This is a genomic window from Olsenella urininfantis, from assembly GCF_900155635.1.
Taxonomy (GTDB): domain Bacteria; phylum Actinomycetota; class Coriobacteriia; order Coriobacteriales; family Atopobiaceae; genus Olsenella_G; species Olsenella_G urininfantis.
In genome coordinates this window covers 1,178,575-1,193,039 of sequence record NZ_LT732540.1, presented here as the reverse complement: position 1 = coordinate 1,193,039, position 14,465 = coordinate 1,178,575, and the positions used below count along the sequence as shown (strand labels likewise).

The 14,465-nt window shown below is 65.1% G+C and carries 15 protein-coding genes and 1 tRNA gene; 14 read left to right on the top strand and 2 right to left on the bottom strand.

Annotated features, from left to right (window positions below; all coding sequences use genetic code 11):
- From CZ375_RS05510 to CZ375_RS05465, 9 genes are all read left to right on the top strand, one after another.
- Nucleotides 1-1,332, top strand: coding sequence for a TadA family conjugal transfer-associated ATPase (locus tag CZ375_RS05510; RefSeq protein WP_234966899.1), 1,332 nt, complete (start codon nucleotides 1-3; stop codon nucleotides 1,330-1,332).
- Nucleotides 1,311-2,240: a type II secretion system F family protein gene (locus tag CZ375_RS05505; RefSeq protein ID WP_077598267.1), complete on the top strand. Its 930-nt coding sequence runs from the start codon at nucleotides 1,311-1,313 to the stop codon at nucleotides 2,238-2,240. The genes CZ375_RS05510 and CZ375_RS05505 overlap by 22 nt, the downstream gene beginning before the upstream one ends.
- Nucleotides 2,240-2,878, top strand: coding sequence for a type II secretion system F family protein (locus CZ375_RS05500; RefSeq protein WP_077598266.1), 639 nt, complete (start codon nucleotides 2,240-2,242; stop codon nucleotides 2,876-2,878). Before CZ375_RS05505 ends, CZ375_RS05500 begins: the two co-directional genes overlap by 1 nt.
- Before the next feature lie 39 nt (nucleotides 2,879-2,917).
- Nucleotides 2,918-3,109, top strand: coding sequence for a Flp family type IVb pilin (locus CZ375_RS05495; protein ID WP_077598767.1), 192 nt, complete (start codon nucleotides 2,918-2,920; stop codon nucleotides 3,107-3,109).
- Between the two features lie 77 nt (nucleotides 3,110-3,186).
- Nucleotides 3,187-3,594, top strand: a complete 408-nt coding sequence (locus CZ375_RS05490; RefSeq protein WP_143803081.1) for a hypothetical protein — start codon at nucleotides 3,187-3,189, stop codon at nucleotides 3,592-3,594.
- Between the two features lie 131 nt (nucleotides 3,595-3,725).
- Nucleotides 3,726-4,226, top strand: coding sequence for a TadE/TadG family type IV pilus assembly protein (locus CZ375_RS08335; protein ID WP_234966898.1), 501 nt, complete (start codon nucleotides 3,726-3,728; stop codon nucleotides 4,224-4,226).
- Nucleotides 4,198-6,252 carry a hypothetical protein gene (locus CZ375_RS05475; protein WP_077598263.1) on the top strand — a complete coding sequence of 685 codons (2,055 nt, stop codon included), beginning with the start codon at nucleotides 4,198-4,200 and terminating at the stop codon, nucleotides 6,250-6,252. Before CZ375_RS08335 ends, CZ375_RS05475 begins: the two co-directional genes overlap by 29 nt.
- A 29-nt stretch (nucleotides 6,253-6,281) precedes the next feature.
- Nucleotides 6,282-6,734 (top strand): hypothetical protein, encoded by a 453-nt coding sequence (locus CZ375_RS05470; RefSeq protein ID WP_077598262.1) that lies wholly within the window; start codon nucleotides 6,282-6,284, stop codon nucleotides 6,732-6,734.
- A 359-nt stretch (nucleotides 6,735-7,093) separates the two neighbouring features.
- On the top strand, nucleotides 7,094-7,711 hold the full coding sequence (locus CZ375_RS05465) for an FHA domain-containing protein (protein WP_077598261.1): 618 nt from the start codon (nucleotides 7,094-7,096) through the stop codon (nucleotides 7,709-7,711).
- Between the two features lie 63 nt (nucleotides 7,712-7,774).
- On the opposite strand, the gene CZ375_RS05460 is transcribed toward CZ375_RS05465, so the two are convergent.
- Nucleotides 7,775-8,290, bottom strand: coding sequence for a ferritin (locus CZ375_RS05460; RefSeq protein WP_077598260.1), 516 nt, complete (start codon nucleotides 8,288-8,290; stop codon nucleotides 7,775-7,777).
- A 131-nt stretch (nucleotides 8,291-8,421) separates the two neighbouring features.
- Here CZ375_RS05460 and CZ375_RS05455 point away from each other — a divergent pair, with 131 nt between their 5' ends.
- The 3 genes from CZ375_RS05455 to CZ375_RS05445 all read left to right on the top strand — a co-directional run bounded on the left by CZ375_RS05455 (nucleotide 8,422) and on the right by CZ375_RS05445 (nucleotide 10,806).
- The gene (locus tag CZ375_RS05455; RefSeq protein WP_077598259.1) at nucleotides 8,422-10,377 is read left to right on the top strand and encodes a DUF2207 domain-containing protein; all 1,956 of its coding nucleotides are present in this window, start codon (nucleotides 8,422-8,424) and stop codon (nucleotides 10,375-10,377) included.
- Nucleotides 10,374-10,637: an RDAC family protein gene (locus CZ375_RS08540; RefSeq protein ID WP_456093731.1), complete on the top strand. Its 264-nt coding sequence runs from the start codon at nucleotides 10,374-10,376 to the stop codon at nucleotides 10,635-10,637. The genes CZ375_RS05455 and CZ375_RS08540 overlap by 4 nt, the downstream gene beginning before the upstream one ends.
- Before the next feature lie 93 nt (nucleotides 10,638-10,730).
- Nucleotides 10,731-10,806 (top strand) — tRNA-Phe (locus CZ375_RS05445).
- 339 nt (nucleotides 10,807-11,145) lie between these two features.
- On the opposite strand, the gene CZ375_RS05440 is transcribed toward CZ375_RS05445, so the two are convergent.
- Entirely contained in the window at nucleotides 11,146-11,457 is a 312-nt protein-coding gene (locus CZ375_RS05440; RefSeq protein WP_077598257.1) for an acylphosphatase, read from the bottom strand.
- Nucleotides 11,458-11,537: 80 nt separating this feature from the next.
- On the opposite strand from CZ375_RS05440, the gene CZ375_RS05435 reads away from it, so the two are divergent.
- Both CZ375_RS05435 and CZ375_RS05430 read left to right on the top strand, forming a co-directional pair.
- On the top strand, nucleotides 11,538-12,479 hold the full coding sequence (locus CZ375_RS05435) for a DegV family protein (protein WP_077598256.1): 942 nt from the start codon (nucleotides 11,538-11,540) through the stop codon (nucleotides 12,477-12,479).
- A gap of 24 nt (nucleotides 12,480-12,503) precedes the next feature.
- On the top strand, nucleotides 12,504-14,417 hold the full coding sequence (locus CZ375_RS05430) for a subtype A tannase (RefSeq protein WP_077598255.1): 1,914 nt from the start codon (nucleotides 12,504-12,506) through the stop codon (nucleotides 14,415-14,417).
- The last annotated feature ends 48 nt before the right edge of the window (nucleotides 14,418-14,465 follow it).

The window sequence follows — 14,465 nt, the reverse complement described above, 5'->3', positions numbered from 1 at the left end:
GTGTCTCTGCTTCAGATGGTCAGGGAGCAGGAGGGGCAGGTCGCGGGAGCGTCGCCTGCGCCCGCCGTCCCGTTCCCCTCGTCGGAGCTTTCCTCTCGGCTCAAGGCAGACCTCGTGGAGAGGTTGGGCCTGGATACAGTCGCGCGCGTGGCGGCAGGGTCTGACATTGCCCACGCCCGTTTTGAGTTGGCCGTGACCTGCGAGGCAATACTGAACACCCAGCGATATGCGGACGTTTCGCAGGAGACACGAGCGTCCTTGGTGCGTGGCGTGTTGGATGACATCTGCGGCCTGGGACCCCTGCAGCCCCTGCTCGAGGACGATAGCATCAGCGAGGTGGTGGTCAACGGAACCTCAGGGCTCTTCTTCGAACGGGACGGGCGGCTGCAGCCCGCAGAGTGCGTGTTCGAGACGGACGAGCAGATCCTCATGGTCCTCGACCGCATCCTGGCGCCGCTGGGTCGAAGGCTGGACAGGGCCAGCCCCATCGTGAACGCACGCCTTGCGAACGGGGATCGCGTGAACGCCGTTGCCGCCCCCATCTCCATCGATGGGCCGGCAGTTACCATCAGGAAGTTCTCGCAGCGCATTTCCACGCTGTCGCGGCTCGTGGAGCTTGGAGCGCTGCCCGCGTGGTACGCGGAGCTGCTCTCCTGGTCCGTAAAGGCCCGGCAGGACATGGCCGTGGCGGGTGGCACGGGGTCTGGCAAGACCACGCTGCTGAACGCCCTCTCGTGCGAGATAGGGCTGGACGAGCGCATCGTCACCATTGAGGATTCGGCCGAGCTGCGCTTTGACAGCCATCCCGACGTGGTGCGCCTGGAGGCTCGTGCCGCCTCAATCGAGGGCACGGGAGAGGTGAGCATCCGCGACCTGGTGAAGAACGCCCTGCGCATGCGCCCAGACCGCATCGTGGTGGGGGAGTGCAGGGCGGAGGAGACCATCGACATGCTCCAGGCCATGAACACGGGCCACGATGGGTCTCTCACCACCTTGCATGCGGGCACGGCGCGCGAGGCGGTGCTCAGGCTGGTGCTCATGTCCCGCTTTGGCATGGACCTTCCCACGGACGTCATCGAGGCGCAGATAGCAACTGCCCTTGACCTGCTGGTGATGAGCCATCGCTTTCCGGACGGCACGCGCATGATCGGCAGCATGAGCGAGGTGGGACTGGGGCGGGACGGCCTGGTTGAGCTGAGGGAGTGCGTCGCGTTCGACGAGGCGAGTCGTTGCTGGGAGCTTGCGGCAGAGCCTCGCTTCGTTGAGGCGTCGCTGGCGTCGGGGCTCCTTGCCGAGGAGGAGGTGGCGCGGTGGAGGGGCTCTTTTGCCTAAGCGGGTCCGCCTTGGCCTTCTCGGCCGCCTTCGTCCTGCTGGGCCCCGGGGTGTCAGGCGTCACACAGCGGCGAGCGAGGCAAAGGCTTTGGGCGCGGCGCGCCCTGCGGAAGCTGCTCATTGCGCTTGGCGGCACATGGCTGGTCTCGGAGCTGCTGAGGCTACCGTCCTGGGGCTTTGCCGCAGGGGAGCTTGCGCGCGTGGCGCCGTCATCGATGGGCCCCATCACGCGTGAGCAGGGATGTGCGCTCCTGTTGCTTCTGGGGTTGGCTCCCGTTCTGTTGATGAGGTCTCCCGTTGCCCTGCTGCTTGCTTCGCCGTGCCTCGCCCTGTCCGTCTCGATATGGCATTCCTCGTGGATGCGCTCGCGAGCCCGCCGCCTCTCCCGCGAGATGCCTGGCGTCTTCAGGGCCCTCTCCATGGCAATAGGTTCGGGAGAGACCCTGCAGCAGTCGATCGAGTACCTTGGCGCTCACTTCGAAGGTCCCGTCTCGGAGGCCTTTTCCGCTGCGGCCCTGCGCCTTCGCTGCGGAGAGTCCATTGAGTCCGCCATGGGGCGCCTGCGCAGGGAGCTCGACGCGCCTGGAACCGCGCTGCTCTCCACCGCGCTCGTCATCTCGCAGAGAACGGGCAGCCCGCTCAAGAGGCTCTTCGAGCACGCAGCTCGGCTGGTAGAGCGGCAGGGTGAGTTCGAGCGTCTGCTTGCGGTCAAGACGGCGCAGGTCAGGCTCTCGGTGCGCATCGTGTCGCTCCTCCCGGCCCTGCTGATCGCTGCTCTCTCGGTGCTTTCGGCAGACTTCCGCGCGGGGCTTGCGAGTCCCACGGGGAGTGCCTGCATCCTGGTTGCGGCGGGGATGGACCTGCTGGCGCTTGCGATCATTCGCAGGCAGATGAAGGGGGTGCTCTGATGCCTCTTGGCTCCGCAGCCCTTTGCGCGGGCATCTCCGCGTCTGTGGGAGGCTCTGCCTTCCTGCTCCTGGGAGGCGATTCACCCGTGCGCCCGATGTGTCTGGGGAGCTGGCGTCGCACGCTTATTCCGCTGAGGCGCTGGGAGCCGCTCCGGCGCCTGATGGACGGCAGCGAGAGGCGCGCCCTGAGAGCTGGCTGCCTGAAGGAGCTGCCTCGCATGCTGGACGTGGTCACCCTGGGGCTGCTCGCGGGCCTCTCGTTCGACTCCGCCCTGGAGCTCTACTGCGAGAGCTCCGAAGACGGTCTCTCACGCGAGCTTGGCGCCTGCCTGCTCAGGTGGCGCATGGGCCTGGGGAGCAGGGAGGGGGAGCTTGGGAGGATTGCCGGCGAGCTGGGCGTGTCCGCCTTGGGGAGCTTCGCGGCCGTGGTCTCCCAGGCGCTGAGCTTCGGAGCGCCCCTGGCGATCGCACTCGAGTCACAGTCGCAGGCGATACGAGAGGAACAGCGCAGCGAGCTCGAGGAGGAGCTCGAGCGCCTGCCCGTGAGGATGCTGATTCCCTTGGGGACCCTCATAGTCCCCGCGATGCTTCTGGCGATCCTGGGACCCCTTCTGGGGAGCTCCCTGGTTCTTGCGTAGTTCAGTCACTTCGATGATGGGAGGTCTGACATGTGCGGCATGAACGTGCGTCTGGGACGGTGGACGGGGACCCTATTTGACCATGTTGGCGAGGAGGACGGCCAGGGCACGACGGAGTACGCCATCTTGGTGGGCGTGCTGGTGGTCATCGCCATCCTTTCCATCATCACCTTCAAGGGCAAGGTCCAGGAGCTGTGGGACGCCATCTCGTCGGGCATAGGCTCTCTGTGAGAAAGCCCTCCCGTCGCCTGCGATGGCCAATTGCCGCCTTGGCCGCCTTGTCTGCCGCGTGCGTTCCGGTTCTGCTCATGCGGGTGGTCGGGGGCGGAGCCCTGGGGCAGCAGGTTGATCCCGAGGCCATCTTGCGCGAGGAGGAGGGGCGAACGCGCCTGCCCGTGCAGCCGGTCGATGGCCCCTCCAACCTCGCTCTGGAGGAGGCGGCCTCGGAATGTCTGCGCCGCTATCAGGAGCAGGGCGAGGCGGTGCTTGCGAGCGCGGGATACCTCGATCTGCTGGGCAGGGTTTGGGGCTGCACGATACAGGGAGACGGCTGGGTGGACGTTTGTGTGATCAGGTCGGATGAGGGTGGTGGCAGCAGCGTGCGGGTTGGGCGCCTGGAGGTTGATGCCTGGGCAAGGGAGCTTGGTTTCGTGGTGAGGGGAGGGGAAGATGCGCCGCCGCAGCAGCAGGAAGGAAGATGGTCAGTCCACAGTTGAATACGCTCTGGTCCTGGTGGCCTTTCTCTCGGCTCTTTTGGGCATGTCCGCGCTCTGGCGGTGGGTGTCGGGTGGTGGCCTGCTCGACCTCGCTCTGTCTGCGGCCTCCCACGTCTGGGGAGGTGGCGGACTTGTGGGCCTGTCACAGGACCTGCTCCTCTACTGAGACGCTCCGAGGCCAGCTGGGGCAGGCGAGCGTGGAGGCCGCGCTCGTCCTTCCCATGCTGATGCTTGTGCTTGCCCTGCTGCTGGAACCCGTTTGCATGGGATACACCTTGTCGGTCATGCGCGGTTGCGCCTCGGAGCTTGCGCGCATCGCGCTGACGGACGTGGACGGAGACCTCTCGGAGTGCCAGTCGTTCGCGAGGAGGCGCCTTGCCGCCGTGCCCGAGGTCGCGCCCTTTCATGTGGGTGGCGAGGGAGACTGGGACGTCCGCGTGACGCGCGAGGGAGGAAGGGTGGATGTGCGCATCAGGGGGCATCTGCGCCCGCTGCCCCTGCTGGGCGTCATCGCCTCCTCCTTTTTCGCGTCGGACGGTCAGGGTGTGGTCCTTGAGGCGGAGGCACACGAGAGTCTCAGGCCAAGCTGGTTGGGAGGTAGCTATGAGGGCTGGCAGCAGGTGTGGGGGTAGGGATGAGGAGGCCGCCTGGCCTTCGGTCCTCTCCCTCTTCCTGGCAGACGAGGGCGGCTACACCACGGTGGCAATGGCGCTGGCACTCCTGCTGAGCCTGAGCCTCGTCTTCGGTCTCGCCTCGGTGGAGTGGTCCTCGGCGCGTGCAGCCGACGTTCAGGAGGTGGCGGACGCCACGGCTCTCGCCGGGGCGAACGTGGTGTCCGCCTACGCAACCGTTGCGCAGCTGGTGGACGCCTGCGTCTTGAGCCTGGGCTTGACGGGGACCATGGTCTGCGCCGCGGCACTGGTGGTGGCGGCGATTCCGCCGCTCCAGTCCTATGCTCCTGACCTGCTTGACCTGGGCAGGAATATCCTTTCCACGCGCAGATCCCTCGCCCGGAGCGCCTCGGAGGGTCTCTCGCGCCTTGAGGGCGCCCTTCCCGCCCTGGTTGGGCTCAACTCCGCCTCCTGCGCCTCGGCGAACTCGGAGGGGTCGATCGAGTATCTGGGGATGGCCGTGCCCCTTCCCCTGGAGTCGCGCAGCGACTTCTCTCACCTGGACGACGGGCTGGATGCCCAGGAGCTTGCAGAGAGGGCCGAGGAGCTCAGGAAGGCAAGCGAGCTCAAGGAGGAGTCATCGAAGAGGGCGGATGCCGCCAGGGAGCGCGCCTGGAGGGCTGATAACGTGGATGACCCCTCGTGCCTCAGGAGCAGGGCAGAGAGTCTGGCGGGCCTCACCCCTCAGCAGAACCCCCGCTACGAGAGCAGCCAGGGCTGGAGCTTCGAGCATGCGAGGGCCCGCGCAAAAAGCTACTACCTGAGGAGGTGGCAGGCAGAGCCGGCGGACGGTTCCACGCCCGACGAGCTGCAGAGGTCCTGTGCGCGCAAGGCATTCTATCGCTTTGCGTACGAGGAGATCTCCTCGGCGACCTGCGTTGACGCGGACGTGGTGGACATGAGCCTGCCCGATCTTCCCCATACCACCGAGACGGTGCGTGCCAGCTCGCTTTACACAGACCAGATTTGGCCCTGCACCATGGAGGGAGGGCGGCGCGTCCTGCACTGCTCTGAGGGCTGCCCCGGTGCCACGGGCGTCCCTGCCGGCCTTGCGAGCCTCGCCGACATCGACTCTGGTGCGGCAGAGAGATGCGAGGTCTGCCACATGGATGCATCTGCCATGGGAAACGTTGCGGACGCATCCACCAACATCAGCAATGGCTTCGAGCATTACTGGCACGTCATCGTAGACGCGTCCCGCGAGTACCAGGATGCCGTCGAGGAGGGAAGGGAGGCGGAGAGGAGGATGCGAGAGTGTGCCGAGAAGGGGGCAGATGCCTTCGAGAAGGCGCTTGAGATCCTCTCGGTCGAGCGTCCCAAGCTGCAGCCGCCGGGGTGCTTCGGCTGCGTCTCCGTGGTGAGGCGTGCGGAGGCGGAGGTCCCCTCCTCCCTCACGGCCACCTTCCTCTCGCCGGCTCTGCTGCCGGCGGGATATGCGATCTCGGCGGCGACGCTCGCTCCTGACGATGCGAGCGATGGGAGCAACGTCCTTTCGAGCTTGGTGGATGGCCTGCGTGAGAGAGGGGCCGGGGCGGGGGTCTCGCTTGTGGGCGATGTGGGCGCGCTCTGGGGCAGGCTCCTTATGGGCTATGGATCCGCCTTCGAGTCAACGGCCGAGGTGGGCTCGGACTTCCTCGATGGCGTTGGCTCGGTCTTCGGAGAGAAGGTCGCCTCGTGGTTGAGGGGGCGAATCGATTCCGTCCTTGAGCAAACGGGCTTGGCGCCGGCGGACCTGCGCCTGCGCAAGCCGGTGCTGGTCAACAGCCAGCAGGTGCTCGACAGGGCTGGATATGACAAGGCGTCAAAGGCGCGCGAGTTCATCGAGTCGCTGCCAAACGACAGGGAAGGACAGGTGAGGGCATGCATGGACCGGGTGAGGCAGGAACTGGGTGGCCTGGAGCTCACGGTTGCAGAGATTCCCATCCCAGGGCTCGAGGGGCAGAGCATCCCCCTGACCATCACGCTGAGAGATCTTGCTTCCCCTTAGCCCGCCTCTTGCACGACGAGTCTGGTCAGATGGTGGTCGAGTTCGCGGTGATGGTGCCCGTCGCCATCGCCGTTGGCCTGGTGGCGTTCAACCTCGCGAGGTTCACCTGGCTCTGCGCCGCGTTCGACAGGGCGTCTCTTGACATCGTGGTCGCCCATGGCGTCTCGCCCGAGGGGGAGCAGCGCCTGGGGGTGGCGACGCAGCAGGTCAAGTCCGCGCTGGAGGAGGCGATGCCCGGTTCTGGCGTAGAGGTCGGGGTTGAGGCGGAGGATCTTTCGCAGGCGGCGGCGGGCGGGCAATCCTCGGCCTCCACCCTGTCGTTTCCCATCTCGCCCTTGTTGACGCGCTTTCGCTGCACCTTGCGCTACCAGCCCTGGCCGGCAATCGACGGCTTTGCGGGAGTGCGCATTGGCACCCCGCTTGCCTTGGAGCACCAGCGCTCGATCGTGGTCGATAGGTTTCGCCCAGGGGTGGTGGTCTAGATGGTGGTCGAGCTGTTTTGGAGACAAGGCGAAACGCCTGTGGGCCGCTTTCGCGTCCTTGGCAGCTGGGCCGATCGCCTGCTGGGACTTCTGGGGACAAGGCGCGACGCCATGCCGGTGCTCATCGTGCCCTGCAGATCCATTCATAGCTTCGGCATGCGTTATCGCATAGATGTCGCCCTCGTGGGAGATGGAGGCGTGGTCCTGAAGTCACGCAGGGATCTGGTGCCCGGCAGGGTCTTCTCTCACGGCCGTGCCATATACGCGCTGGAAAGGCCCAGCTCTCGTCGCCCGTGGCCAAACGCTGGGGACGTCCTTGTCTGCCCCAATTTGGAATCTGGTGTAGAAGGGAGATTTTCATGACGGTGACCTGGGAGTTTGGAACCGCATCGAGAGCTTGCGAGGAAGGCGAGACCGTGGAGACGTCCCTGCAGGACCCCATGCAAGAGGCCACGAAGACCTGTCCCTGCTGCGGGGCGCGGCTCTTCTCGGACATGCAGGTTTGCTACGAGTGCCTCTACGACTTCTCGCGCACGGAGCCTTCCGTGGGCCTGCCCTCCTGTGACCTGGACGATTTGGATGAGCCTGACGGGGACGATGGGCTGCCCATGACCCTCTCGCCCGAGGACACCCTGGGCCTACCTGCTCCCGACCTGAGGCTCTCGGAGAAAAATGGCGCCTCTCGGCAGGTGCTGAGGCTCCTTGTGCGAGGCCAGGCGGTGGACTTCTCGCTTCCGTTGGGAGAGGGGTGGTTGGTGGTGGGCAGGTCGTCGGATTGCGACGTTGTCCTGCACTCTGCCGCCGTTTCGCGCAGGCACGTGCGATTCCGCCAGGCGGGCGAGGGGGCTTGCGTAGAGGACTTGGGAGCGACGAACCCGGCGCTCCTTGGGGCCCGGCCCCTGGAAGGGAGGTCGCCGCTCTTGCCGGGAGACACGGTGGACGTCTGCGGGACCCGGTTCACGCTTGTGGGCGCGTAGAAAAGGGGCGCCACCTCATGGTGGCGCCCCGGGAAGCACGGGCCGCGCATGCGAGGCGGTTACCTACATGGGCATGGTGGGGGCGTTGAAGACGCGAGTCTGGTACTCGCGGTCAAGCTGGAAGAGACCCTTGGCGTCGCTGCCGAAGAGCTCCATGTTCTTGACCATGTCGGAGGCGTTTGCCTCCTCCTCGCCCTGCTCCTTGACGAACCAGTCGAGGACCTGCATGGTGCGGAAGTCGTGGACGTCGTAGGCGGCCTGGTAGCACTCGTTGATGGAGGCGGTGATGTACCTCTCGTGCTCGAGGGCGGCCTCGAGCGGGGCAAGGTCGTTATCGAAGGTCTTGTCGGGCTGGGCGATGGCGAGCATCTTGACCTGATGCTCGTTGTCCAGGAGGTAGCGGCGCAGAATCTTGGCGTGTGCGGTCTCCTCCTGCACCTGGATCATGTACCAGTTGGCAAAGCCCTTCAGGCCACGGTCCTCGTAGTAGTCGGCGAAGGTGAGGTAGAGATACGCGGAGTAGAGCTCCTTGTTGATCTGCGTGTTGAGAAGGTCTGCGACCTTGGCGTCAAGTGCCATTTTCTGTCCTCTCCGACCGCCCCTTGCGGTCATTTGTGAATCTGCGGGAATGCAGCGCAAACTCGCACGTTTCTGGCTTTGATATATTTGTATCCAGGAACACTTATCTTCTACCCAAAGGGGATGCGGCAATGACATGGCGTCCGAGGTTCTTCGAGCTTCGCGCGAGGCTCCTACTCCTTCCCTGCTTGCTGGTGTTGGCGGTCACACTCTTTCCCGTGCGCGCTTCTGCGCGGGACTACAGCATAGACCGAGTTGACATCGATGCGACCGTGTCATCTGATGGCTCCCTTTCGGTCAACGAGATGAGGGAGTTCAATTTCGATGGCCTCTATCATGGCGTCTACTGGAAGATTCCCACGGGCAGCTATGATGGTCGGGCGATCGCCACGAGCATCGGTGCCGTGGGCGAACTTGTGGATGGCAAGTTCGTGCCCTTCGTCGAGTCTGATTCTGCGAGGAACGGCACCTACACCATCAGAGAGTACTCGGATTACATAGAGGTCAAGCTCTATTCGGAGCATGAGGACGAGACGGCTCGCTTCGTCATCAACTACACGGACAGGCTCCTGGCGTCCAGCTACCCGGATACGGCAGAGCTCTACTGGAAGTTCGTCTCCGACGGCTGGGACGTGGAGTCCAAGAACATCACCTGCAGGATTCACCTGCCTGTTCCCAGCACCGCCACGGTCAGCCCCGGAGAGAACGTGCGCGCCTGGGGGCATGGGCCCCTGGACGCAAGCGTGAGCTTTGATGGCAGCGACCCCGTTTTCTTCTGTCCTGGCGTTGGCGGCTCCGAGTTCGCCGAGGCGCGCATAGTGTTTCCGAAGGAGTGGGTGCCCAACGCAGTTCCCAGCAGCTCAAGCAGCCTGGGGGAGATTCTCTCCCAGGAGCAGCGCTGGGCGGACGAGGCAAACCAGAGGCGCACTATCGCCCGGTCCGTGGGCTATGGCGTCTTCGGACTGGGCATCCTCTCGTCGGTGGGAACCTTCCTGCTTGGGCTGAGGAAGTATCGGGGCTACAAGGAAAGCCACACTCCGCAGTTCAAGGACAAGTACTTCCGGGACGTCCCCACTGACGATCACCCCGCCGTGCTCGGGGCCCTGCTCAACGACGGCAAGCCCGCAGGGACCGACCTTACCGCATCGCTGATGCGCCTGACGGACATGAAACTCATCAGCCTCGAGCTGGTCAAGTCCAAGACCAAGGGCTTCCTGGGCATGGAAAAGGTGAAGGACGACTACCGCATCACACGCACGCCCACGATGGGTCCCCTCGAGGTTGGGGTAAACGGCGTCACGGCGGTGGACCACGCCACGCTCTCCTTCCTCTTTGACAAGCTCTCTCCCAAGACAAAGCATGGTGGTCACAAGGAGCTGTACTTCAGCGAGATAGACGATGCCGCCAAGGAGCATCCGGAGGCATATTCCAATGCATACGAAAGGTGGGAGGACCGCGTTGCCGCAGAGAGCGCAAACAGGGGCTTCTACCTTGACAGCAGCGCCAACGGATCCGATTCTGTCATGGTCTTGCTCGGCGTGAGCATACTGACGGCCGTCGTGGCGGTGCTGTGCATGGTGTTCGGCTTCGTTCCCCTCCCGCTTGGCTTGGTCGTCGTTGCCTCCTGCGTCGCGTCGGCGCTTGCGCTTGCGCGCTTCCTCTCCAAGATGGATCGCAGGTCCAAGGAGGCGGTAGAGATCATTGCCAAGCTTGAGGCGCTGCGCAACTGGCTCAAGGACTTCACGCGCCTCGAGGAGGCTGTCCCCAGGGACGTGGTCCTGTGGAATCGACTGCTGATCATGGCCGTGGTGCTGGGCGTGGCGGACGAGGTCATAAAGCAGCTTGAGGTCGCGGCGCCCGAAGTCCTCCATGACGAGCTCATGACCCCGGTCTACGGCTGGTACTACCACCACGGCGCTATGGGCATGCCCCAGGAGGTCTTCTCCAGCTCTCTCTCCCATGCTCACAGCGTGAGCATGGCGGAGGTTGCCGCCTCCACGTTCAGCAGCAGCGGTGGCGGTGGCGGTGGGTTCTCCGGCGGAGGAGGAGGGGGCTTCGGTGGCGGCGGTGGCGGCGGTGCGTTCTGACGCCCGCGGTCATCTCCATCGCGGACGTCCTTGCGCTGGACGAGGAGCTGCAGGCCGCCGACATTCCCCTCAAGCTGCATTTGCGCGATGCCTGCGGCGGGCAGAGCTGCTGGCTCGAGTTCTTGGGCGAGGAGCATGGTCCGTCCGAAAGGGAGGACGCCCTCTTTCGTGCGCGCGAGCTTGTGCAGCGGCACTTCTCGGGCATGCGTGCGAGCGTGGCATTCTCGGCGGACGGAGAGAGCTTCTGGCCTGCGCCCTAGGTCCCGCCAACATTTTTCGAGAGATTCGAGAAGAAAGTTGACGCCCCGAGATTCTTTGCTATAGTTATCAAGCTTGCTTTCGAGCGGCAATTCGGCTGGGTAGCTCAGTTGGTAGAGCAGAGGACTGAAAATCCTCGTGTCAGGGGTTCGATTCCCTTCCCCGCCACCACAAGACAGGCCCGCCTACCTGCAATAAGGTAGGCGGGCTTTTTGTTTGGCGCAGCGCGTGCACCATGGCGTACACCACCGCGCCGTCTCGTCGCAACTCGCCGTGCGCGGGTGGGCAGAAGCGCACTTCTCGGGCGTAAGGTGGCCTTTGCGCCACATTCGCCCACCGTATCGACCCCTGCAGGTGGGTAGACGCGCCCCTTGGGCTGTCCAGGGGCCCCAAACCGCACGTGCGCCCACCCTTGGGGGGCCAGCGGTGGGCGAACGCGTCGTTTTTTGTGCCTACGGGACCGAGAGGTGCGGATTGACCCACCTGCGAACCACGCCCGACCTCCCGTCCCTAGAACCGCACGCGAAAGCCCGCCTCTCCCGTGACGGGCTTCACGTCGTCCTTCTCGGCAATGCGATAGTCAGGCGTCCGCCCCGTGCCTGCCCATAGCGCGGAAAGCCCGCCAAACCAGGCACTGACCTGGTCGTCGGTACCTTGGAGCTCCATGCTCACGCTGCCGTCAGCCTCGTTTCTCACCCAGCCCGTGCATCCTGCGCGCTCGGCAACCACCCGGGAGGCCCAGCGAAACCCCACGCCCTGCACCTCCCCGCAAAAGCTCAGCCGCAGGCGTCGCAGCGCCTTGCTGGTCTTATGCTCTCCCATGCCCGACTCCCGTCTTTCGGTTGGCCTTGCGCGTACAATAGCATCAGCTTTCAGTTGTCACGAGACAGGAGACTCCAACGGTGCCTGCCAAGTTCTTCCTCATGACGGATTCCCCTTGCGACTTCACCCAGCAGATGGTGGAGGAGGCGCAGATCGGCTGCCTGCACTTCAGCTACACGGAGGCCAACGACCCCAACGGCCTCTCCGGCGAGGACGACCTCTTCCAACAGCGCGACCCGCACGAGTTCTACGAGGCCATCCGCAAGGGAGCGTGCCCCATGACCTCACAGCCCTCCCAGCTGGAGTTCGAGAGGGCCTTCCGTGCCGCCGCCGAGCGTGACACGCCTACCGTCTATCTCTGCTTCTCCAGCGGCATCTCCGGCTGCTACGAGGGGGCCCGCACGGCCCTCGCCCGCCTCGAGGAGGAGGCCGGCGGCAAGCTCCCCATCTCCATCGTTGACCTGAAGCTGGGCTCCACCGCGCAGTACCTCTTCATGGTGGAGGCCATCCGTCAGCGCGACAAGGGCCTCACGGCCGAGGAGATGGTCCTTTGGGCAAAGGAGGCGCGCTACTTCGTCCAGACCATATTCATGGTGGACGACCTGGCGGCCCTGCACAGGGGAGGGCGCGTGCCCAAGTCCGTCGCCGTGATCGGGGGCGCCCTGGACGTGAAGCCGCTGCTCACCTTCGACCTGGACGGCGCCCTCAGCGTGGTGGGCATCTCTCGCGGTCGCAAGAAGGGCCTCAAGAAGCTGGCGTCCTTCTACGAGAAGAACCGCAACATGGACCTCTTCTCCAACGTGGTCGCCATCGGCAACGCGGACTGCGAGCGCGACGCCGAGCGGCTCTCGGACATCATCCACAAGTCTGAGGACAGCGCCGTGACCATGGTCTCCACCATCGGCCCCACCATCGGCTGCCACGTGGGGCCCGGCATGGTCTCGTGCTGCTTCTGGGGCGCGGACCGTCGCAAGAGCGCCTCGGTGTCGGACCAGATCTCCCAGAACGTGCGCGGCAACTAGTCCGCCAACCTGTCAGGAGGACCCATGAACGTCTCCCGTAGGAACTTCCTCGCCCTGGCCGCGGCAGGCACTTCCGCAGGCCTTGCCGGCTGCGCGCGCAGGGAGCAGGCGCCGGCCGCGGACCAAGGGGACGCCCAGGGCGAGGAGCCGCAGCTTGACCTGAGGAAGTACGAGAAGCTCAAGCTGGACATGGGGGCCTGGAAGTACGACAAGGTGCACGACTGCTACTACCAGCTGGGCCTGACCTACTGCCTGAATCCCGTGAGCGCAAGCTACGAGTCCCTGGCCATCTTCGTCCCCGGCGCCTACTTCGATGCCGAGAAGAGCGGCGAGTCCTTTGCCTGTACCGTCAAGAAGGACGCCTCAAAGGGCGGCTTCACCCCCGCCACGGCTCCCATCGCCATGCCCATCAACTCCGCGCACCTCTCGGCGCAGGCCAGCCCCGCGGCCTACAGCTATGACGGGCTGGCGCGCTACCTTGATGCTGGCCTCGTCTACGTCTACGCGGGCTTCCGCGGACGCTCGGGCGGCTTTGAGAGCAACTCCCGGGAGATGTACCCGGGAGGCGCCCCCTGGCCGGTCGCTGATCTCAAGGCGGCCGTGCGCTACCTGCGCTACAACGCGTCCCAGCTGCCCGTGGACCCCAGCCGCATCTTCGTCTTCGGCTACGGCGCAGGCGGAGGCGTGAGCGCCACCCTGGGCACCACCGGCGACTCCGCCCTCTACGCCAAGTACCTCGAGGCCATTGGCGCCGCCAGCTACGACGGCAACGGGACCACGCTTTCGGACGCCATCTGCGGCTCCGCCTCGTGGTGCCCCATTACCTCCTTCGACACCGCCAACAGCTCCTACGAATGGATGCTGGGGCAGCGCTCCCAGGCCGACAGCAGGGCCGAGGGCAGCTGGACCAGGCTTCTCTCGCAGGACCTTGCCTCCTCCTTCGGCGAGTACGTCAACGGCATGGACCTTCGGGACGAGGACGACAACCCCCTGACCCTGGCGACCATCGAGGACGGCAGCTATGCGGACGGAAGCTACTACGACTACCTGATGGGCACCATCCGCTCCTCCGCCGCGGACTTCCTCACCCACACCAGCTTCCCCTACACCCATACGCCCGCCCAGATGAGCGACCCCTGCTTCCCGGGCGACCCCAACCTGGTCCCCGAGACCATTGAGGCCACGGATGCCGCAAGCGAGGCGCAGTCCGCGGATGCCCCCGGAAAGCCCACGGCCTCTGGCGTCACCTCGGTCCAGTCGACGGTCTACGACTCAGTGGAGAGCTACCTCTCCACGCTCAATGGGGACGACCGCTGGATCAGCTACAGCTCAAGCCTGGGCACCGCGCGCATCACGAGCCTCGCGGACTTCGTTGCCCACTGCAAGCAGCCCACGCGTCCCGTCGGCGCCTTCGACATGCTTGATCGCAGTTCCACCACCAACCAGCTCTTTGGCGTGGGGGACCAGTCGACCCTGCACTTCGATGCCACCATGGGCCAGCTGCTGAAGGACAGGCAGGACGGCTATGCTGCGGCGGAGGGCTTTGACGCCGCCTACGCCAAGGCCTGGGAGGAGGACCTCTCCAAGCTTGACTCGCTCGAGAGCAGCATGGAGGAGCGCGTGAACGCGATGAACCCCCTCTACGTTCTCAGCGGCCGCTACGGTGGCTTCGGCAGCGCCTCCGTCGCCCCTCACTGGCGTATCAGCTCGGGGCTCTTCCAGACGGAGGCCGCCCTCACCGGCGAGCTCAACCTCGCCCTTGCGCTCAGGCACTACGATTCCGTGCAGGACGTGAGCTACCAGACCGTCTGGGGCAGGGGCTTCGAGCTGGCCGAGCGTGAGGGAGACCCCCAGGACAACCTGGTGGGCTGGATCGTCTCGTGCTGCCCGGCCCCTGCGGCTGAGGCGACCCAGGAGCAGGAACGTAAGCAGGATTAAAAACATAAATGCAATAAATTACTCAATCTACTTTTAAGTTGCAAGTGT